This is a genomic window from Chryseobacterium daecheongense (assembly GCA_027920525.1).
In the GTDB taxonomy this organism is placed as follows: Bacteria; Bacteroidota; Bacteroidia; order Flavobacteriales; family Weeksellaceae; genus Chryseobacterium; species Chryseobacterium proteolyticum.
The window spans coordinates 2,282,027-2,304,109 of record CP115858.1 but is presented as its reverse complement, the minus strand read 5'-3'; the positions used below and the strand labels follow the sequence as shown (position 1 = coordinate 2,304,109).

The following is a 22,083-nucleotide window of genomic DNA, read 5'->3' as shown; positions in this document are numbered from 1 at the left end:
ATAAATTGGAAACTAGTACGTTTTCTTGGTAAATTAATTAATGATGTTTTAGGACTGTCTTTTAATTAAAAGATTCGTTCATGGAAATCTTCAATTTTACTGACTTCCTCAATTTTAATCCCGAATTTTCTTTTAGGTATTTTGTTGAGGTTGGAGACAAAGATCTTTTCATATCCCAATTTTTCAGCTTCCGAGATGCGTTGTTCAATTTGAGCAACAGGTCTGATTTCGCCGCTAAGTCCGATTTCCCCGGCAAAACAAAAATGTTCGGATATTGCAATGTCTTCATTAGATGAAAGGATAGAGGCTACTACAGCGAGATCAAGGGCCGGGTCATCTGTCTTTATTCCCCCTGTAATGTTGAGAAAAACATCTTTAGCACCAAGCTGAAATCCGGCTCTCTTCTCCAATACGGCAAGCAACATATTCAATCTTTTAGCATCAAATCCGGTAGAACTCCTCTGAGGTGTTCCATAAACAGCCGTGCTTACCAGTGCCTGAATCTCCAATAACATAGGGCGATTTCCCTCAAGCGTTACAGCTACGGAGTTTCCGGAAAGCTCCTCGAATTTTTTTGTAATTAAAATTTCAGATGGATTTTTGATCTCTTTTAAGCCCTGGGAAATCATTTCATAGATTCCAATTTCCGAGGTGGAGCCAAAACGGTTTTTATTAGCCCGTAATAATCTGAAAAGATGATTTCTATCCCCATCGAAATTTAAAACTACATCTACCATATGTTCCAAAACCTTTGGACCGGCAATCTGTCCGTCTTTAGTAATATGACCTACCAGAAAAACTGGAGTATTGTTCTCTTTAGCATATTTAATGATCTCATTCGAACATTCTCTGATTTGGGAAACGGTTCCCGGTGAGCTTTCTATCAATTGGGACTGTAAAGTTTGAATGGAGTCGATAATGATAAAATCAGGCTCTAATTTTTTGGCTTCATGTAATATTTTTTCCAATGAAGTTTCGGTGTAAAGGAAGCAATTTGGGTTTTGAACTTCAGATAACCGGTCTGCTCTCATTTTGATCTGTGAGGCGCTTTCTTCTCCTGAAACATAAAATATTTTCTTCTTCATTTTTAATGCCAGCTGTAAAAGCAATGTCGATTTTCCGATTCCCGGCTCTCCTCCGATCAAAGTAACAGAACCTAAAACAATTCCACCTCCCATTACCCGGTTGAGCTCCTCGGAGGGTGTTTTAATCCTGGGTTCTTCAATTGCTTCAACTTCAATAATATTAATGACGTGTTGTTTTGTTTTCGAGGAAGGAAGACTTCTGCTGGATACCTTTTCCACGACCTCTTCAACTAATGTATTCCATTGCCCGCAGTTTTTGCATTGACCCATCCATTGTGAGTATTGGGTTCCGCAGTTTTGACAGAAATATGCTGTTTTAAGTTTTGCCATACTGCGAAGTTCAAAATTTTTTTTGAATTTTACTTCTGAATTTTTGGTTAATTTTCTAGTATGAAAAATATTTTAATAAAAAGCGTGGTTATATTCTTTATAATGACAATCCTTACTACATGGCTTGCAGATTGGCTCGTAGGATATTTGCATTTACCCGGCGGTGATTTTGGAATGCTTTCGTTGGCTGTTCTTATTGGGTGTATAATAAGCAGCGGAGTGGGACTTGTAACGGTTGTCATATTTAAAAGCACATATCAATCGGTGGTTAGGATTGCTATTTTATTTGAAGTACTCTACCTTTTTATGCTGATGATATCAGGAACTAATCCTTTTACTTATTTTTCTGAGAAAACAAACGCGAAACTTCTGAATGTACTTTTGTATATGAATGCAGTTGTCGTTTTTCTGATTGTAATTGCTATTCATTTTATGTATGTGAAAATAAAATCAAAGAAAAAATTATCATAGGTCAAGAGGTGAATGGGTTTATCACTTTATCTTTGGTGGGTAAAAAATAAAATATATTACAATGAAAAAGATACTATTAGCTTTTATGTTTGCTTTTTTAAGCATCGCAGGCTTTGCACAATCAACCTGGAAAGTAGATCCTATGCATTCTTCAGTTAACTTCAATATCAAGCATATGGGGATTAGTTTTGTGCAAGGAAGATTTGATAAATTCGATGGTACAGTGGTTTCTTCAGGGAAAGATCTGGATAAGGCAGCCTTCAATTTTAGCGTGGTAACCGGATCGGTAAACACAGGTGTTGAAATGAGGGATAAGCATTTGAAAAGTGCAGACTTCTTCGATGCAGAGAAATTTCCGACCATGACATTCGAAAGCGGATCTATTACGAAAGATAAAAATAATACCTACATTCTTAAAGGAAAACTTACTATTAAAGATGTGACAAAAGAAATCAGCATTCCGGTAACGTATGGTGGTGTAACAAAAAATCAGCAAGGGAAAGAAATTTTAGGCTTTCAAACAAAATTTACAGTAAACCGTTTAGATTATAATATTAAATATGATCCAACAGGAGCGGGTGTTGCAAAGGATGTAGATGTTAATTTATATTTTGAATTAATAAAGCAATAATTTTTTTAAATATAATTTGGTTTGGTTAAAGGTTTCTGAAGTAATTTTGAGGAACCTTTTTTTTATTTCTTAGCAAATAAATTGCCTCGTATTTCTTTTTCCCATAACTTTGCACAAACCTAATCTAATGAGTAAAAAGAATACTAAATACATCTTTGTGACAGGAGGTGTAACTTCATCTTTGGGAAAAGGAATTGTTTCTGCTTCTCTGGGACTATTGCTGAAATCACGCGGTTTTAATGTAACGATCCAAAAACTAGATCCTTATATTAATATTGACCCAGGAACTTTGAATCCTTATGAACACGGAGAATGCTATGTAACCGAAGATGGTGCGGAGACGGATCTGGATTTAGGTCATTACGAGCGATACTTAGATGCTCCCACTTCTCAAAACAACAACGTTACTACAGGAAAAATCTACCAGACTGTAATTGAAAAAGAAAGAAAAGGCGACTTTTTAGGAAAAACAGTTCAGGTAATTCCTCATATCACTAACGAAATCAAACGTAGAATTAAAATTTTATCCAAGCAGAACTACGATATCATTATTACTGAAATCGGAGGAACTGTAGGGGATATCGAATCTTTGCCATACATTGAAACTGTACGTCAGCTAAAATGGGAATTGGGAGAAAAGAATTCTATGGTAATTCACTTAACCCTGTTGCCATATCTGGCTTCCAGTGGAGAATTAAAGACAAAACCTTCTCAGCATTCCGTACGTCAATTGATGGAAAGCGGAATTATGGCAGATGTTTTGGTTTGCAGAACAGAGCATAAAATACCAAAAGATCAGAGAGCTAAATTAGCTCAGTTCTGTAATGTTCCTTTGGATAATGTAATTGAGTGCAAAGATCTGGAAACTATTTATGAAGTCCCTATGTACCTTCAGAAACAGAACTTTGATGATGTAGTTCTAAAAGAATTGGATCTTAAGAGTGATAAAGAAGCGGATCTTAAAGATTGGAAGAGTTTCCTTAAGAAATTCCAGAATCCAAAAAAGACTGTTGAAATTGCTTTAGTAGGTAAATATGTTTCTCTTCAGGATTCTTACATTTCTATCGCTGAAGCATTTAAGCATGCCGGAGCAGATCTTGAGACGGAAGTAAAAGTGAGATGGGTTTATAGTGGGGATATCACCCAAGAAAATATCAAAGAAACTTTAAAAGGAGTTAATGGAATTCTTATTGCTCCAGGTTTTGGAGACAGAGGTATAGAAGGTAAAGTATTGACAGCTCAATATGCAAGAGAAAATAAAATTCCTATGTTGGGAATTTGTTTAGGAATGCAGATTATGACTATTGAATTTGCACGAAATATTTTAGGGTATTCTAAAGCAAATTCTATGGAATTTGATACTGCTACAGAGCATCCAGTGATCTCTTTAATGGAAGAGCAAAAGAATGTTGTTGATAAAGGAGGAACGATGCGTCTTGGTTCTTGGAAGTGTTCTGTGAAGAATAACTCTAAACTTTCCGATATCTATGGAAGTAAGAATATAGCTGAAAGACACCGTCACCGTTATGAATTCAACAGTGATTATTTACAAGAATTTGAAAAAAACGGATTCTTTGCAACAGGTACTAATCCTGAAACTGGACTGGTTGAAGCTCTTGAGCTTAATGATCATCCGTTCTATGTAGGAGTGCAGTATCATCCTGAATATAAGAGTACGGTTGCAACACCGCATCCGCTATTCAGAGCTTTTATTAAAGCATGTGAGAAGAAATAAAGGAATTTATATCGATTAAACGTCATATTTAAACTCAGGTTGATTATTATCAGCCTGAGTTTATCATATTGTAATAGAGTAAAAGATAGAGTTTTGATAAAAAATCAGTATTTTTGTCAGCTCGAAATCCAGGGTGAAATTTAATGTTGAATTTTACGGTGGATTATGAAAAAATAATTTTAATAAAATCAAAATGCAACAGAACAACGGACTCGATAAAAGTCAAATGATTAGTTTTGCGGTTTTATGTTTGGTTCTCTTCGGATTCATGTTTTATTTTCAGAATAAACAACAGAAAGAGGAACAGTTGAAAGCTCAGCAACAAAAAACTGAACAGGTAAAAACTGCCGTAAAACAAACTCAGGCAAGTAATATCAATCCAAATGTAACTCCTAACGCTATTCAGGTTTCTACTTTAGGAAATAATGAATTGAAATTGGAATTTTCCAGCTTGGGAGGGCAAGTTTCTAAAGTAGAACTTTTAAAATACAAAGCGTATGATCACAAAAGTGATCAGGCTGATCTCCCTCTTTATTTAATCAATAAGAATAACTCAAACTACGGTTTTCAGTTTAAGGATAAAACGGGTAAGGTTATTAATACTAAAGACCTGGTTTTCTCTCCGACAGTGAATGGAAATGCTGTAACGATGACAGCTAATTACAATGGTGCTGTTATTCAGTTTATTTATACATTACTTCCTAAATATACATTAGACTTTAAAGTAAGAACTCAGGGATTGGCTTCAGTAACTTCTGATACCAAGGCTGATTTTCTTTGGAATTATAATGTGAGAAATTTAGAAAAAGGTAGAGCTCAGGAACAATCCCACTCAGAATTTTCTTATACATTTAATAACTATAAGAGCTATGATTACGATGGAAGAACGACCATGGAAGAAGAGAAAGAAACTCTTAACTGGATTGGTGTAAAACAGCAATTCTTCTCTTCTGTAATTGAAGCTAAAAACGGATTTACACAAAGTAAAGGAAATCAGGAATCAATAGAAGAGGGTGAATATTTGAAAAAATTCAACTACGAAGGATTTGTTCAAATGACAGGGAGTGAATTGAATCAGGATTTTACATGGTATTTTATGCCATTAGATTTACCGTTATTAAAATCATATGATAAAAACTTTGATGAGATATTACCTTTGGGTTGGTCATTTATCGGTGGGATGAACCGTTATTTCTTCATGCCAATGTATAATATTATTGCATCTTGGGGATTAACAGCGGGCTGGGTGATCTTCTTTATGACGATCATTGTTAAACTTATCCTATCGCCAATTATGTACAAGCAACATAAATTGAGTGCTATGATGAGGGTAATTCGTCCTGAAATTGATGAGGCTAATGCGAAGTTAAAGGATGCGGATCCGATGAAGAAGCAACAAGCTACAATGGAAATTTACAGAAAGGCTGGTGTTAATCAGATGGCGGGTTGTTTGCCGGCGTTGGTACAGATTCCTATCTTCTACGCATTATTCCGTTTCTTCCCTAACTTTATTGATTTAAGAGGGAAAGGCTTCTGGTTTGCAAAAGATCTGACCGCTTATGATGATTTAATCAGATTGCCATTTAAAGTTCCTTTCTTGGGAGATCATTTGAGTGTTTTTGCTTTAGCGTGTACGGTGGTAATTTTAATCTATACTATCATGACATCAGGAAATATCCAGCAACCTCAACAGGAAGGAATGCCAAATATGAAAGTATTAATGTACATTTTCCCAATTACATTTTTATTCTTCCTGAATACCTCTGCATCTGGTCTTTCATGGTATTACTTTGTATCCAATGCAATTAACATCTTGATTATCCTTGTTATTAAATATGTGATCCTGGATGAAAAGAAAATTCATGCCCAGATCCAGGCGAATAAGGAAAAACCAAAAACTGAAGGTAAATTCCAGAAAAGAATGCGGGAGATGATGGAGAAGGCTCAAGAACAACAAAGAGCTCAGGAACAACAGAGAAATAAGAAGAAATAATCTTATCATGATAATAAAAAAGAGGTGCAAATTATTTGCACCTCTTTTTTATTGTACCTCTTTAATCATATTTAAGTCTGAAGGATTGCCTATGGTGTACTGTGGGGCCAAACTTTATAAGTGCGTCCTGATGCTTTTTAGTAGCATATCCAAAATTAGTATCCCATCCGTATTCGGGAAACTCATCATGTAATTTAATCATCAGCTGGTCTCTGTAATTTTTAGCTAAGATAGAAGCTGCAGCAATTGAAAGGATTTTAGAATCTCCTTTAATGATGCACTGATGTGGAATGTAATTATAAGGGTGGAACTTGTTTCCGTCCACCAGAATCAGTTCCGGTCTTGTTGTTAATTTATCTAATGCCTGATGCATTGCATGGATGCTGGCATTAAGAATGTTGTGTAAGTCTATAAATGCAGGAGGTAATTCTGCGATAGCATAGTCTTTAACGTTATCTTTTATATAATTATCCAGATCCATTCTGGTTTTAAAATTCAATTTTTTAGAATCATTTACTAAGCTTTGTTTGAAGTTGTGGTCTAAGATGACAGCTGCAGCAACCACGGGCCCTGACAAGCACCCCCTTCCAACTTCATCACATCCTGCTTCTATGTAACTCTCTGACCAACTTTGTAATAAATCCATTAAAATAATATATAAAACACTATAATATTTTGTAAAAATAAAGAAAAATATATTTTGCGGCAATATGTGTAAATGGCAGTGTATTTATCTTATTTATTTAATATTTCTAGTTGAGTTATAAAATTTTTATCATATTTAAAAAATAACACGAATTAGTGATTTATGTTAAATTAGCATTAATTTTATCATATTTTTAAATATAATGGATAAGTGTATTTAATCGTTTAAAATTTTAAATATTTTTAACAAATAATTTGGTTAATTTAAGAAAGTTTTACATATTTGCAATTAATAAAAAAAATAATCAGTTTAAATATGAAGAAATTAACTACAAGTGTTTTAGCTATAGTTCTGACTTCATCTTTTGTGGTTGTGAACGCACAAAATACACAAGGTGATACTCTGAGAACGCAGGACATACGTGAAGTCGTTGTGACTGGAGCTCTTGGTCTTAAAAAAAGACAAGATGCTATTGTTACTAGTAATAAAGTGATTGATAACAAAGAGTTAAATCAAGCAGTAAATCCCAATGCTGCACAAGCTTTAACAGGTAAAGTGGCTGGTTTACAGATTAATACTACTAGTAACTCTGTTAATAGCCAGGCTACTGTTACGATTAGGGGGCCGAGATCAATATCAGGAAATAATGAAGCATTGGTTGTTATTGATGGAGCTATATCTACACTAAGTATTTTCCAACAATTACCTCCTGAGGTTGTTGAAAGCGTGAATGTTATAAAGGGTCAACAGGGGTCAGCTCTGTATGGTGAGAGAGGTAGTAATGGGGTTATTGTTGTTACTACAAAGAAGGGGACAAAATCTGAAAAAATACAGTTTAGTCTAACATCTTCCGTAGATGTATCTACAATTTATAAAACACCAATTCGCCAACAATTGTATGGCCAAGGTTGGACTGGAGAGCCTACAGACTTTAGCGATGTGGAATATGGAGGAACTAACTGGGTACCTTATGAAAATGGTAGCTGGGGGCCTGCTTATAATGATCCTCAAATTGGAGGTCAACTGTTAGTTGCTGGTCTACCTCAAGCTGATGGTAGTATAATATATAGCCCGTATGCACCAAGAAAGAATAATGCTGATAAATTCTTCAGAAATGGTGTATTATTACAAAATGGTATTTCTGTAAATGCGGGTGGTGCGGATTCTTATTCTTTTTTATCTTTTAATAGAGTGGAAAATGATTTCATGATTAAAGGAGACAAGCTTAAAAGAAATACATTCTTCTATAAAGGAGGAAAGCAGTTAGGTAAATTAAGGATTGACGCTACATTTAATCTTATCGATCAAAATACATCGCAAACAGGAGGTAATCTTTTTGGACAATTGATTCAGACTCCTACCAATATTGATGTTAGAAGATACGAAGCTGGAGGAATGGACGGACACTGGACCGGATTCTCTTATAGCCCCTACTGGTTAAGAGATCATCTACGTAATGATAACAACACAACAACGTTTAATGGTATTGTTTCATTAGGTTACGAATTTAACAAGAATATTAGTCTTACGTATACTGGAAATATGTCTACTGTGTCAAGTATTACAGAGACCCATACTGATGCTTATAATGCAGGGAATGTAAGACCATATACTAATACTGGAACTCCATATGATGGGACTAACTTTTTAGATTATGGTTCTGCAGCTATTGCATCAGCTTATAATAAATCAGTAACTAAAGCCTGGAAATATTATGGTGATTTAATGTTAAACTTTAATTATGACCTAACGGATGATTTGAATTTCAAACTTAATTTGGGTAATAATATGCAGGATGCAAAAGAGGATTATGCTCAAGTGGGTGGTACCAATTTACAAATCCCGGGATGGTATAATATTCAAAACGTTCTGAACTCAACTCCATGGTATAATCTTGAAAATGGAATGATGAGAAAAAGAAGCGTTGCATGGTTTTCTAATTTAGATCTAGGCTATAAGGATTATCTTTTCCTTAATGCAACATTTAGATATGAACAATCTTCTGTTTTAAGTATTCGAGAAACGCCAATAGTAGGGCAGGCTCCAAAGCCTATGAGAAATGAAGGGTATCCTTATTATTCAGTTGGGGCATCATTTATTCCTACAAAATTATTTAAAAATTTAACAAGTAGCGGTGTACTTACATATGCAAAAGTAAGTGGAGGGTATACAAGAACAGGTAACTCTATATTGGATGCTTATGCAGTTGACGAAGTGGGGGCTTTCCCGACTGGTTTTCCTTTTGGAACGCTTTCTTCTTATATCATTAACACAACACCTGTATCACAGGATATAAAACCAGAATTTAATAATACGGTTGAAGGAAACTTAAGTTTAGGATTCTTTAAAGATAGAATTACTTTTGATGGTTCGGTGTATCAAACTAAAACCGACGGATTGATTACTAATAGCGGGGTGTCTAACGCTACAGGATTTAGTAATGTTTTGGATAATGCTGGGGCGATGAGAAACAGAGGTTTTGAATTGGAGTTAGGAGTAACACCATTCAAATCTAGAGATTTTGAGTGGAATTTAAAAGGTTCTTATGCTCAGTACAGATCGGTTGTAACGAGTTTAGAAAACGGGGCAACTTCCGTTCCTAGAGGAGCTTCAGGACAAGGGATTCCAGCTGGACTTTATGCTGTTTTAGGAGGAAGCGCAAATACAATTATGGGAACTGCATATCAGAGAGATCCTGAAGGTAGAATTATAGTAGATGATTTAGGAATACCTGTTGTAAGTAGTCAGTATAAAGTTTTAGGAAAGCTTGATCCTGATTATATTTTAGCGTTTAGTACATCTGTAAAGGTGAAAGGTTTTACGCTTAGTGCAGTTGCAGATTATAGAACTGGAAATAGCTTTGTATCTGAAGCGAAAAATTTAATGTCATATGTAGGAACTTTGGAAAAACAGGCTGACTTTGACCGTTCTAAAGGATATGTTATTCCTAATTCGGTTCAGAATACTGGAAGTGCTTCAAATCCCGTTTATGTTCCTAACACAACTACTGTTGGTAATGATCCTACATATGCTGGAGCTGTGAATTATTTTACTACTAATTATGGAGATGATATCGCAGAAGAATTTGTAATTGATGGTACAGCATTGAAAATTAGGGAAATTGCTCTAAGTTATGCTATTCCAAAATCAGTTCTTTCTAATACATTTATTAACAGTATGAGTATTGGAGTTTATGCCAGAAATCCATTTGTAGTGTATGCTAAAGATAATAGAAACTTTGGTGATCCTGAAATGCAAACCGGAGCTAGCTTAGCTGTTTCTCGTTATCCAACTGCTAGGAATTTTGGTTTTAATTTTAATATAACTTTCTAAAAATTATAAAATGAACAAAATTAAATATATAATTTCGTCACTTATTGTGGCTGCATCTTTAACGTCTTGTAATAATTATTTGGATATTAATGAAAATCCAAATGATATCCATGCAGAAAATATTACTCCTGAATTAATATTTCCTGGGGCAGTTGCGCAGTCTTACAGAGCGCAAGCTGGAGATATGATGCAGTTTGGGAATCTAATGATGAACTCTTGGGCTGGCGACGTATATCATTATGGAGGTTTATATACAAATGAATTTTCTTTGTCCGCGGTAAACAGTCAGTTTTATGATGGTATTTGGGATAATATCTATCAAAATGTTAATAATTTTGTAGCGATTGAGAAATATCCTAATGAAAAACATGTACAGGATAAATATGTTGCCATGGCAAAAATTATGAAGGCCTTCTATATGCAATATATTGTGGATTTATACGGTAATGCTCCATATACTGAAGCGTTTAAAGGCCAAGCTAACCTTGCTCCAAAATATGACAAAGATGTAGATATTTATAAATCGCTTATTTCCAATTTAGATGAAGCGGTAACCTTAATAAATGCAAATAATCCTGACGCTGCCAATCCTGGATCTAAGGATATTATTTTTGGAGGAGATATGAACAAATGGAAATCTTTTGCATACACTGTTAAGCTTAGATTTTTGTTAAGAATGTCAAAAGTTACTGGTGATTTAGCTACATACCGAAATAATCAATTGGCTTCACTGAGTACTGCTACGAGTAATGGGGCAGGCTTATTAACGGTAGACGTTGTAGAGAATCCTGGTTATTCAACAGCTAATAATGATAAATTAAATCCTGTAGCATTTAACTATTTTTTTAATTCAACGCCTACGGAGGTAACGAATCATATAGTGCTTACATCTTCTGAACATCTGGCAATTGCTTTAAATGGGAATGTTGAAAATAGTACGATTGCAGAATATCAAAAATTTAATGGAATTACTGATCCTAGAGGTTCTAGACTATTTACACGTGTAAATTATAATGGAAGTGTTAGGGTAAAAGGCGTAAGACAGGGCGCTACGTCAGGTCAGCCAGGCGCGCCAACTGACAATCAGACTGTTTCGAAATTATTTGGAGGTATTTTTGGAACTACGTCAGGTAGTGCCGGAGCTATACTTAATGCTGCTAATACAAAAGGTGGAGTAGTAATGTCGCTCGCGGAAACAAAGCTTTTACTAACTGAAGCTTCGTTAAAATATCCTTCATTGTTTACAGGGGGGCAAGCTAGTTTTAATGATGCAATTACAGCTTCTTGTACTTGGATGGGGATTGCACCTGGTACTGTAAGTTCTTATCTTACAGCGATCTCTGCTAAGCCGGGATTGGGATGGGTAGGAACTGATGCTCAAAAAATGGAAGCCATTATGACGCAAAAATGGTTAGCGCTTACAAATGTAAACCCTACTGAAATGTATATAGAGTATAATAGGACAGAGCTTCCATATAACCCTGTGGCTGTAAATGCAGTTAAGCCAAGAAGACCATATAGGTTAGTTTATCCTAACTCTGAGTTTGCAACGAACTCTGCAAATGTTCCAAATATTGCGAGTGATGTTGTATTTACAAAAAATCAATACACTCCTTTCTGGAATCAAAATTAAATTCTAGAATATTTTTTAATATATTTAAAAAACCGCTTTTTGGCGGTTTTTTTAGTTCATTGTTTTCATAATTTATACTAATATTAATAAATTAATTGAAAAAAATATTTATTATGCAAATCATCGTATCTATATGGTTGCTCATTTTTATAACTATTCAGGTGTATTAATCTTTCTTTTAATTTTTATAATTATTTTGTAAGTGATTGTTTGTTAAATAGTTATTTTGTGTCTCTCTTGTTTTTATTGCATTTATATCACTTTTTATTGATTTAGTGTAGTATTTTTGTAGACTAGTCTTATTTCAGTAATTATTTAGGCTATTAAGTATATCATTTTCATTAAATATTTAAATTTTAACACAAATTAACTATTTAATGATGTTTATTTTTGGTGATTATTAAAGTATTGTTAATTTTTTACTATTTTCTTTTGTGTTATTAAGAAAGTTTTACAAATTTGTAGTATCACAAAATTAATTTAATATGAAGAAAATAACATCAGCTGTTCTGATTGTAGTATTGTCCTCATCTATAGCTGTTGCTAATGCTCAGCAAAAGAAAAGTGACACTGTAAGAACGCAAGATATTGAAGGTGTTGTAGTGACAGCCCTCGGTATTAAAAGAGAAAAGAAATCTCTCGGTTATGCAACTCAAGAAGTAAAAGGAGATGCTGTAAATAAAAATCCTACCACCAACTTTCTAAACAACTTATCGGGTAAAGTAGCAGGTCTGGAAATTAAACAGAGTACAAACTTTGGAGGTTCTATAAATGTTGTTACAAGAGGATATAAATCTCTCTTGGGAGATAATCAAGCTCTTTTTGTTGTAGATGGAGTTCCTATCCTAAATAAAAATATAAACACGGCCAATCAGGCGACTGGTGGTGGTGGGTATGATTACGGAAGCTCAGTTGCTGATATTAATCCAAATGATATCGAAACTTTAAATGTACTTAAGGGAGCTGCAGCGACTGCTCTTTATGGTTCCAGGGCCCAAAATGGAGCTATTATTATTACAACTAAAAGAGGAAAGAAAAATAAGGAAGGGATAGGAATGGAGTTCTCAAGTTCCATTACTATGTCAACAGTTGACAGATCTACTTTCCCTAAATACCAAACACAGTATGGGCAAGGGTATACGGGTAACAGTTTTAGCAGTGCTTTATACCAGGGAAGTCCAAGGGTTGTTTTCGGAAATGATGCTTCTTACGGATCCGCATATGATGGTTCCATGGTTTGGCAATATGGGGCATTTATACCGGGTTCTCCAACTGAAGGACAAAGAACGCCTTGGCAAATCGCAAAAAATGGGCCTATTAAATTTTTTAATACTGGAACCAATTATGTAAATACCCTTTCCTTTAGTGGAGGTGACGAAAAAGCAACTTACCGATTGAGTTATGCAAATACTGATGCCACAGATATTATGCCTAATAGCTCACTTATAAAAAATAACTTTAGTGGAAATGCATCATACAAACTCACAGATAAATTAACAGCAAATTTTTATGCAAATTATGTAACTCAAAAGACAGTTGGGCGTAATACTACAGGGTATAATGATAATATTATGACCAATTTTAGACAATGGTGGCCAACAAATGTTGATATAAATGATTTGCGAAATCTCTACATGGGATCGTATAAAAATTATACTTGGAACATGAAAAGTATTACGGACTTAACTCCGGCTTTTTGGGATAACCCTTATTTTCAGCGATACCAGAATTATCAGAATGATTCAAGGGATAGGTTTGCTGGAAATTTTAGTTTAAATTATGATGTTACAAAGGATATCAATTTACTTTTCCGTATGGGAAGAGATGGTTATACAATGATAACGGAAGACAGGAAAGCAGTAGGGTCTTATATTGGAAATGATTTTGGACTCAATGGAACTGTTGATCAACCTTCAGGTTATGCCACAAGTCAATATAAATTTTCTGAAACAAATTATGATTTCATTGGTACCTATAAAAAGAATATTACCGATGATTTCAATATTAATGCGTTGTTAGGAGGAAATATTAATGTTCAGAAAGTATATTCAAATCAACAATCGACCTCAGGAGGATTATACATTCCAGGTATTTATACAATCGCCAATTCAGCATCTTCCCCAGTTAGACCATTGATTTCAGATGTTTCCAAATATGTTTATGGTGCTTTTGCTCAGATTTCATTAGGTTATAAAAATACCTACTATTTAGAAGGGACGTACAGAAGAGATCAGTCTACGGCATTGCCTGAAAATGATGCAGTGTACTGGTATCCATCATTATCTGCCAGTGTTGTATTTTCTAATCTTATCAATGCTAAATGGCTTAACTTTGGTAAGATTCGAGCTGCTTATGCTGAGGTGGGTTCAGATACTCAAGCTGATCAACTATTGAATAGATATTTCAGCCAGCCTTCTTATGGAGATATTCCTGTTTATGCATATAATACAACGTTAAGAAATTTTGAATTAAGGTCTCAGAGTTTGAAAAATATAGAATTCGGAATTGAGGCAAGAATGTTTAAAAACCGCCTAGGCTTTGATGTTGCCTGGTTCCGTAATAAAGCCTTCGATCAAATTTTACCTTTACCAGTATCTTTTGCAAACGGCGCTATTGCTAAAACTCAAAATGCAGGAGAATTAACTACAAAGGGTTTTGAAGTATCCATTAATGCAACACCAATTAAAACAAGTAATTTTTCATGGGATCTTAATTTAAACTGGTCAAATCCATGGACAAAAGTTACGGCTCTTAGCCCGGGAATTGAAAATATAACGATGGGTAGATCACAGGGTGGTGTAAGTATTAATGCTCCTTTAAATGGAGATTATGGTTCAATCTGGACTTCTGATTATGTGAGAGATTCGAATGGACAACCAATTGTTGGTGCAAATGGAGCTTATTTAGTAACGGATACGCCGACGTATAATCAGGGAAGTTTTCAAGCGAAGTGGACTGCAGGTTTAAATAATACAATTAGCTATAAGAACTTTTCATTAAGTTTTTTAATTGATTGGAAAAAAGGAGGTAAAGTATATTCATTAGATCAGTTCTATGGATATGGAACAGGTGTTTATCCTGATTCTGTAGGAATAAATGATCTTGGAAATCCAATTCGAAATACTTTAGCAAATGGTGGAGGGGTCATACTACCAGGTGTAATGCAAGATCCTAATAACCCAGGTAGCTATATTCCAAATACAATAAGATTGGATAAATCACAATCAAGCCAGGTACTGGGAACAGATCTTCCGGGAGCTGCTTTTGTTTATGATGCCAGCTTTATAAAATTAAGAGAGGTTTCTATCACCTATAGATTTGATAAAGATTTTTTCAATTCTAAATTTATACAGGGAATGTCAGTGAGTTTAATTGGGAATAATCTATGGATTATGCATAAGAATTTACCATATTCAGATCCGGAAGCAGGGCTGTCTTCAGGTAATATTCAAGGGTATCAATCTGGTCCTATGCCAGCAACAAGAAACATTTCGTTTAATGTAAAAGTTAATTTTTAAAGAATATGAAAAAATATATAATAACACCAATATTAGCTCTTTTATTTGTAGGATGTACAACGGGAGATGATGTAAATTTGGATCCACATGCAGCTTATAATACGACTCAGGAGTCTTTAGTTACTTTTGCACAAAAAGAACTTAGTGATTACATGAATACGCCAAGTGTAAATGAGAATAATTTCAGATTGACGATGCAATACTGGCAGGAAACGATTTATGTGAATGAAAGTAATTATGATTTTACCAATCGGAATGTATCCAATAATGTCTGGACTGATAACTATGTAAATGTTTTGAAAAATTTAGACCAGGCAGAGCAGATAATTAAAGCATATGTACCACCACCTTCGGAATTGTCTACCTGGCCTGCAAAAAAAACAAATCAATTAGCTATAGTGGATATGATGAAGATCTATACTTATCAGGTATTGGTTGATACTTACGGAGATATTCCTTATACGCAAGCTTTAAATATTGATGTATATCCTCTTCCTAAATATGATAAAGCATCTGATATTTATTCTTCTCTGATAAGTAAATTAGAAACTGATTTAAATAATTTAGTTGTTGGAGGAAGCTCGTTTGCTTCCGGAGATATCTTTTATAAAGGGAATAACGCACAATGGAAAAAGTTCGGAAATTCACTGCTTTTAAAATTGGGAATCGCTCTTGCAGATGTTAATCCTGCCTTGGCTCAATCAACAGTTAACAAGGCGATTACTGGTGGAGTATTGGCTTCTTCTCTGGATGATTGTAAATTTCAATATTTAGCAGCATCTCCAAATGAGAACCCTATGTTTCAAGAAACAGGCTCAAGAGATGACTTTATTGCAGGTAAAACGTTGGTAGATTATATGAATAACTCTAATGATGCGAGAATTGCTAAGTACTATACTGATGTTGATGGTAATTATGTAGGTCAGGTTATTGGGGCACCTGGTGAGTTTTCTGAATTCTCGAATGCTGGTGAATTTGCCTATACTGCAACTACTCCTGGTGTTATTTTAAGCTATACAGAGGTTGCCTTCTATCTTGCTGAAGCTGCTGCAAGATGGGGTATAGGCGGAAATCCTGCTACTTTATATGGTGAAGCAATCACTGCTTCCTTTACTGAATGGGGTGTGGGTGCTGACGCAGCTGCATATATAGCTGCTCATCCTTATGATGCGTCCAACTGGAAGAAGTCTATTGGTGAGCAGGCGTGGGTAGCTATGTATAATCAGGCAGTAACTTCGTGGAATTTCTATAGAAGATTAGATTATCCACAGTTGGTTGCGCCTGCAACTGCAATTCCAAATGCTAATGGAAAAGTACCGGTAAGACTTCAGTATCCGGCTGCAGAGGCGACAACGAATGGTACGAACTACGCTGCAGCAAGTGCTGCAATTGGCGGTGACAGGCTTACAACAAAACTTTTCTGGGATAAATTTTAAACTAAGAAATGCAATAGATAAAATAGCTGGAATTTATTCCGGCTATTTTTTTTACAAATCATCTGATCTGATTTAAACTATAATATTTTTTTTATTCTAAATTTCAGAGAATGATGAATTATTTAAGGTTATGGGGAGAAAAATAAATTATGCAATGCATAATAATTATCGTTTGATTACTTCATAATGAGTACTTAATATATAGCTTATAAAGATTAGTGTTTATTTTTTGTTCTTTTTTAATTATATGATATACAGTGGTTTGTGTATTTATTTTGAATTTTTTCATACATAAATATCACCAATTAATGATTTAGTATGGCCTTTTAATAGACTGATTCTATTTTTGTAATTAATACAGGTTATAATTATCTATATTTTGTTAAAAAGCATTTTTTTAACATATTTGATGTGTTTCTGTTCATTAATTTTTGTTAATTTTTGTCTAATCGTTACTTTTTCGTCTATTTCTTTTGTGTTGTAGAAAAAGTTTTACAAATTTGTAACGCTAAAAATAATTTGATATGAAGAAAGTAACTACGGGTATCCTTATACTGGTGTTATCTTCATCCCTAGCTGTTATAAACGCTCAGCAAAAGAAGAAGAATGATACGGTAAAGACCCAGGACATTGAGGGAGTCGTTGTGACTGCCTTGGGTATTAAGAGAGAGAAAAAGTCTTTGGGGTATGCTTCCCAGGAGATTAAAGCGAGTGCACTCTCCGATGGTACTACAAATACGGGTAATATTGCAGCTCAGTTATCTGGAAAGGTTGCTGGTCTTAATGTTACTACCAATAATAATTTTGGAGGGTCCTCAAACCTGCTTATCAGGGGGATGAAAACATTAGGAGGAGGTAACCCGCTAATTGTTATTGACGGATCGCCTGTTAATAACTCCAACACTCAGGAAAAAAATATTGATTATGGTAATGCTCTTTCTGATATCAATCAGGACGACATCGAATCGATCAATGTATTAAAAGGAGCAGCAGCGTCCGCATTATATGGAGAAAGAGGATTAAATGGGGTTATTGTTATCACAACCAAAAATGGAAAAGGAAAGGATGATGGGTCTTGGGGAATTACACTTTCATCTGCTATACAAGTAGGATTTATTGATAAATCCACCTTCCCTGAATATCAGACAAGATATGGAGCAGGTTATTCTCAAAAGTTTGGATCGCAGGCAGCAGATGGTCTTAATAATGCTAATTATGGAGCTGATGCATCATGGGGCCCAAAATTTGACCCCAATCTAATGGTTTACCAATGGGATTCTTTTGATCCAACTTCTCCTAACTATAAAAAAGCGACACCATGGGTGGCTGCAAAAAATGGACCTATTAAATTTTTCGAGAACCCTGCCACATACATTAATAGCGTAACACTGGAAAAAGGACAAAAGGGGAAAAACATAAGCTTTACCTACGAAAATATGATGTCCGATGGTTTAATGCCTAACTCTCATCTCAACAAAAATAATCTTTCCCTAAAAATTAATTACGATCTGACTCCAAAATTGCATTCCACTTTTTATTCTACAATGACTTTGCAGGATACTAAAGGTAGAAGTATTACAGGATATTCAAATAATACAGCAACAGGTTTCAGACAATGGTGGCAAACTAACGTAGATGTGACCGATCTAGAAAGGGCTTATTTTGCAAATGTTGACCCTAGTGTTGCCAGTGCTGCAAATAATTATGGAAATGTTACCTGGAGTAGAAAATCGGCCGCTGATGGACGACCTGCATATTGGAATAACCCATATTTCCAGGCCTATCAAAATTATACATCAGATAAAAGATATAGAAACTTTACTTACGCACAGTTAAATTATGATTTATTAGATAATATTTCTATTACTGGAAAGGTTTCATATGACAGATCAAATCTTTTAGCAGAGAATAGATTAGCTGTTGGATCTTTACCACAGGCTTTCGGGCAATCAAATAATTCTATTGGTTCAGGTTACGCGAGACGTGATGTGTTAAGAACAGAGACCAATTATGATTTAATGGTAAATTATAAATTTGATATTACTGATAATATTAATGTTTCCGGGGTTGTGGGTGGAAATATTCGAAGAAATTACTATAATTCTGTGTATGCTTCAACAGAGGGTGGATTAATCGTTGCTGGGATCTATGCATTATCAAATTCTAAAAAATCACCATTAGCATCAGATGAAACTGAATATACCACACAAACTAATTCAGGATACGTTACTGCTTCATTTGATTTTTATAAAAAATTCTACGTGGATGCAACATGGAGAATAGATCAGAGTTCAACATTATTAGCTGGTAATAATGTATACAATTACCCTTCAGTAACCGGCTCTTTAATCATGTCGGAAATTCTTAATACGAAAAACTGGATGAACTTTTGGAAATTAAGAGCAAACTACGCAGAGGTAGGAGGTACGGCAGATCCTTATCAATTAGTTAATAATTATAGAGCCTCTGGAATCTTATCTGGAATAGGAATATATAATCCGATTATCAATCAGCCTTTTCTTAATTTACAACCTCAAAGAGCTAAAGAATTTGAGATCGGAACAGAAGCTCATTTTTTAAAGGATAGAATAACGCTTGACTTTGCTTACTATAAAACAAGAACTATAAATCAGATTCTTTCACCACTTCCTACATCGGCAGCTATTGGGTATTTAGGTAAAGTATTCAATGCAGGTAGAATTGATAATAGTGGAGTTGAAGTACAGCTAGGATTGGTTCCAATAAAATCTAAAGATTTTACATGGAATATTGATGCAAACTGGTCAAAAAATAAGAACCAGGTTGTAAGTATATATCCAGGAATTTCTAATCTTTTAGTAAATAGTTTCCAGGGTGGTGTTTCTTTAAATGCAAGAGAAGGAGAAGCTTGGGGCACCTTGGTTGGTGCTGATTACACATATTTAAACGGACAAAAAGTTATTGATCCTAAAACAGGTAAATATTTACAAAATCCTAATCAGATCATTGGTAACACGACACCTGATTGGATTGGAGGAATTAGAAATAGCTTCAGTTATAAAGGATTCTCCTTGAGTTTCTTGATCGATATGCGAAAAGGAGGTGATGTATTTTCAACGGATATGTATTACGGCCTTTCTTCAGGTCTTTATAAAGAAACAGCTGTCGGAGATTACAGGGATAAGCCTATTGTTCTGCCGGGAGTTCTTCCTGATGGCAGCCCAAATACTATTGCTTTATCGCCGGTTGATAACAATGGATCTATGGGATACAAAACACAACCGGCAAGCGCCTTTGTTTATGATGGATCTTTCATCAAGCTAAGAGAAGCAAGCATCGGATATATGCTTCCTAAATCTCTGTTAGCAGGGACTAAAATCTATGATGCTAAAATTTCAATAGTTGGAAGGAATTTGTGGATTATTCACAAGAATTTGCCATATGCTGATCCTGAGGCGATGGTAGGTGGAGGCCTTAACTCTTATGGGTGGTCTATCGGTTCGATGCCAACAACAAGAGATATTGGTGTTAATGTAACATTTAAATTCTAAATTACTTTACAAATGAAAAATATTATAAAACTAGGTTTGGTATCTGTATGTATTGGGTTGACTTTAAGTTCATGTCAAAGTGATTTAACGTCTCTTAACGATGATCCTAAGCATCCTTCAGTTCTTCCATCTGATAATTTGCTAGCTACTGCAATGTATCAGTCTTCCTACTATATGGATAATCCAAGTGTAAATTTTAATAATTACAGATTTTTTACACAGCAGTGGGCTGAAACTCAATATCCAGATGAAACTCAGTATAATTTAGTGACTCGTAATCAGCCTCGTAACCATTTTAATAGGATGTATGTTTACAGTATTAATAACCTGAGACAAGCAAAATTGAATCTGAAAAACGAGGTGGAGACAGACGATATCAGAACAAATAAACTAGCAACGCTGGAAATTGAAGAGATTTTTATCTGGGAAAATTTGGTGGATACATATGGTGATGTTCCTTATTCAGAAGCATTTAAGCCTGATGAAATTCTAACTCCGAAATATGATGACGCGAAAACAATTTATCTTGATTTGATTAACAGAATCGATGCTGTTACAGCTACCATAAAGCCTGCATCAACTGGTTATGCTGATCTGGTTTACGGAGGTAACATGGCCAAATGGAAAAAATTTGCTAATTCTATTAAACTAAGACTAGGGATGAATTTAGCAGATGTTGATCCTACATTATCAAAAACTACGGTTGAATCTGCAATTACTAGTGGTGTTATTTCTTCAGATGATGAAGCCTACAAGTTTAAATATGATGGAAATACTTTTTCAAATCCCGTATTTGATAATTTAGTGGCTTCCAATAGAAATGACTTCTTACCTAGCGAATTGGTAGTGAATACGATGAAAAACTTATCAGATCCAAGAATGGATGTATGGTTTACAAAAGTTGCAGGTGCTTATAAAGGAGGTGTTTTTGGTGAGTTAAATGATCCATATACTAATTTTTCTCAATTAGGTCCCTATTTTAGATCTGCAACTGCTTCGTCGAATTTATTGAGCTATGCAGAAGTTGCTTTTCTTAAAGCGGAAGCAGCTGCCAGAAATTATTCAGCTGGGGGTACAGCAGTAGATCTTTATACAGCTGCTGTTACAGAATCTTTAAGAGAGAATGGTGTTAGTACTGCTAATATAGCAACATATCTGGCAACTAATCCTTACAATGCGGCTAACTGGAAGCAATCGATTGGAGTTCAGGCATGGATTGCCATGTTTAATAAAGGATTTGCCAGTTGGAACTTTACAAGACGATTAGATAATCCAATTCTTGTGAACCCTCCAAAATCAAACTTGTCTTCTGTACCATACAGAATGCCTTATTCCGATCAGGAATATGTATTAAACGGTGCAAATGTGAAGGCAGCTGCGAATAAGATTGGTGGGGATAAAGCAACTACAAAATTATTCTGGGACAAGTTTTAATAATATATTTAAGATTCATATTAAACAATACTTTGTGTCAAAATGGTCGGGATTTATCCCGGCCATTTCGTTTTTTACCAATTAATAGCAATGAACATACAAGATGTAAATCATATTGTCAGATTATAACTATTTTAAAATAAAAGATGTTAATTTTCGCTCTTTTTGTAATGTATATATCCAATTTGATATTCTTTTTTACAGGGATATGCTAATTTTTAGCTTACTTATATTTATTTATTTGCTAATTTTTGGTTTAAAATATTAACAAAATAATGGATTAATTTCATTGTTTTTGAGTAATCGGT

General features: G+C 34.7%; 12 protein-coding genes. 10 read left to right on the top strand and 2 right to left on the bottom strand.

What is annotated here, in order from left to right:
* Positions 1 to 65: 65 nt before the first annotated feature.
* The gene (radA, locus tag PFY10_10105) at positions 66 to 1,415 is read right to left on the bottom strand and encodes a DNA repair protein RadA (protein WBV58799.1); all 1,350 of its coding nucleotides are present in this window, start codon (positions 1,413 to 1,415) and stop codon (positions 66 to 68) included.
* Positions 1,416 to 1,475: 60 nt separating this feature from the next.
* On the opposite strand from radA, the gene PFY10_10100 reads away from it, so the two are divergent.
* The 4 genes from PFY10_10100 to yidC all read left to right on the top strand — a co-directional run bounded on the left by PFY10_10100 (position 1,476) and on the right by yidC (position 6,245).
* Positions 1,476 to 1,886 (top strand): hypothetical protein, encoded by a 411-nt coding sequence (locus tag PFY10_10100; GenBank protein ID WBV58798.1) that lies wholly within the window; start codon positions 1,476 to 1,478, stop codon positions 1,884 to 1,886.
* Positions 1,887 to 1,947: 61 nt separating this feature from the next.
* Entirely contained in the window at positions 1,948 to 2,517 is a 570-nt protein-coding gene (locus PFY10_10095; protein ID WBV58797.1) for a YceI family protein, read from the top strand.
* Positions 2,518 to 2,644: 127 nt separating this feature from the next.
* Positions 2,645 to 4,252 (top strand): CTP synthase, encoded by a 1,608-nt coding sequence (locus PFY10_10090; GenBank protein ID WBV58796.1) that lies wholly within the window; start codon positions 2,645 to 2,647, stop codon positions 4,250 to 4,252.
* A 193-nt stretch (positions 4,253 to 4,445) separates the two neighbouring features.
* Positions 4,446 to 6,245, top strand: coding sequence for a membrane protein insertase YidC (yidC, locus tag PFY10_10085; protein ID WBV58795.1), 1,800 nt, complete (start codon positions 4,446 to 4,448; stop codon positions 6,243 to 6,245).
* 61 nt (positions 6,246 to 6,306) lie between these two features.
* On the opposite strand, the gene PFY10_10080 is transcribed toward yidC, so the two are convergent.
* On the bottom strand, positions 6,307 to 6,891 hold the full coding sequence (locus PFY10_10080; GenBank protein ID WBV58794.1) for a ribonuclease HII: 585 nt from the start codon (positions 6,889 to 6,891) through the stop codon (positions 6,307 to 6,309).
* 372 nt (positions 6,892 to 7,263) lie between these two features.
* On the opposite strand from PFY10_10080, the gene PFY10_10075 reads away from it, so the two are divergent.
* From PFY10_10075 to PFY10_10050, 6 genes are all read left to right on the top strand, one after another.
* Positions 7,264 to 10,224, top strand: coding sequence for a SusC/RagA family TonB-linked outer membrane protein (locus tag PFY10_10075; protein ID WBV58793.1), 2,961 nt, complete (start codon positions 7,264 to 7,266; stop codon positions 10,222 to 10,224).
* Between the two features lie 10 nt (positions 10,225 to 10,234).
* Complete coding sequence (locus PFY10_10070) at positions 10,235 to 11,857, top strand: SusD/RagB family nutrient-binding outer membrane lipoprotein (GenBank protein WBV58792.1); 1,623 nt, start codon at positions 10,235 to 10,237, stop codon at positions 11,855 to 11,857.
* A gap of 485 nt (positions 11,858 to 12,342) precedes the next feature.
* Positions 12,343 to 15,375: a SusC/RagA family TonB-linked outer membrane protein gene (locus PFY10_10065; protein ID WBV58791.1), complete on the top strand. Its 3,033-nt coding sequence runs from the start codon at positions 12,343 to 12,345 to the stop codon at positions 15,373 to 15,375.
* A gap of 5 nt (positions 15,376 to 15,380) precedes the next feature.
* On the top strand, positions 15,381 to 16,811 hold the full coding sequence (locus PFY10_10060) for a SusD/RagB family nutrient-binding outer membrane lipoprotein (GenBank protein WBV58790.1): 1,431 nt from the start codon (positions 15,381 to 15,383) through the stop codon (positions 16,809 to 16,811).
* A 524-nt stretch (positions 16,812 to 17,335) separates the two neighbouring features.
* The gene (locus tag PFY10_10055; protein WBV58789.1) at positions 17,336 to 20,341 is read left to right on the top strand and encodes a SusC/RagA family TonB-linked outer membrane protein; all 3,006 of its coding nucleotides are present in this window, start codon (positions 17,336 to 17,338) and stop codon (positions 20,339 to 20,341) included.
* A 12-nt stretch (positions 20,342 to 20,353) separates the two neighbouring features.
* The gene (locus PFY10_10050; protein WBV58788.1) at positions 20,354 to 21,775 is read left to right on the top strand and encodes a SusD/RagB family nutrient-binding outer membrane lipoprotein; all 1,422 of its coding nucleotides are present in this window, start codon (positions 20,354 to 20,356) and stop codon (positions 21,773 to 21,775) included.
* The last annotated feature ends 308 nt before the right edge of the window (positions 21,776 to 22,083 follow it).

What these genes read in the sequence shown, in the direction of transcription:
- radA (WBV58799.1), bottom strand. Translation starts at nt 1,415, where the DNA reads ATGGCAAAACTTAAAACAGCATATTTCTGTCAAAACTGCGGAACCCAA.
- PFY10_10100 (WBV58798.1), top strand. Translation starts at nt 1,476, where the DNA reads ATGAAAAATATTTTAATAAAAAGCGTGGTTATATTCTTTATAATGACA.
- PFY10_10095 (WBV58797.1), top strand. Translation starts at nt 1,948, where the DNA reads ATGAAAAAGATACTATTAGCTTTTATGTTTGCTTTTTTAAGCATCGCA.
- PFY10_10090 (WBV58796.1), top strand. Translation starts at nt 2,645, where the DNA reads ATGAGTAAAAAGAATACTAAATACATCTTTGTGACAGGAGGTGTAACT.
- yidC (WBV58795.1), top strand. Translation starts at nt 4,446, where the DNA reads ATGCAACAGAACAACGGACTCGATAAAAGTCAAATGATTAGTTTTGCG.
- PFY10_10080 (WBV58794.1), bottom strand. Translation starts at nt 6,891, where the DNA reads ATGGATTTATTACAAAGTTGGTCAGAGAGTTACATAGAAGCAGGATGT.
- PFY10_10070 (WBV58792.1), top strand. Translation starts at nt 10,235, where the DNA reads ATGAACAAAATTAAATATATAATTTCGTCACTTATTGTGGCTGCATCT.
- PFY10_10065 (WBV58791.1), top strand. Translation starts at nt 12,343, where the DNA reads ATGAAGAAAATAACATCAGCTGTTCTGATTGTAGTATTGTCCTCATCT.
- PFY10_10060 (WBV58790.1), top strand. Translation starts at nt 15,381, where the DNA reads ATGAAAAAATATATAATAACACCAATATTAGCTCTTTTATTTGTAGGA.
- PFY10_10055 (WBV58789.1), top strand. Translation starts at nt 17,336, where the DNA reads ATGAAGAAAGTAACTACGGGTATCCTTATACTGGTGTTATCTTCATCC.
- PFY10_10050 (WBV58788.1), top strand. Translation starts at nt 20,354, where the DNA reads ATGAAAAATATTATAAAACTAGGTTTGGTATCTGTATGTATTGGGTTG.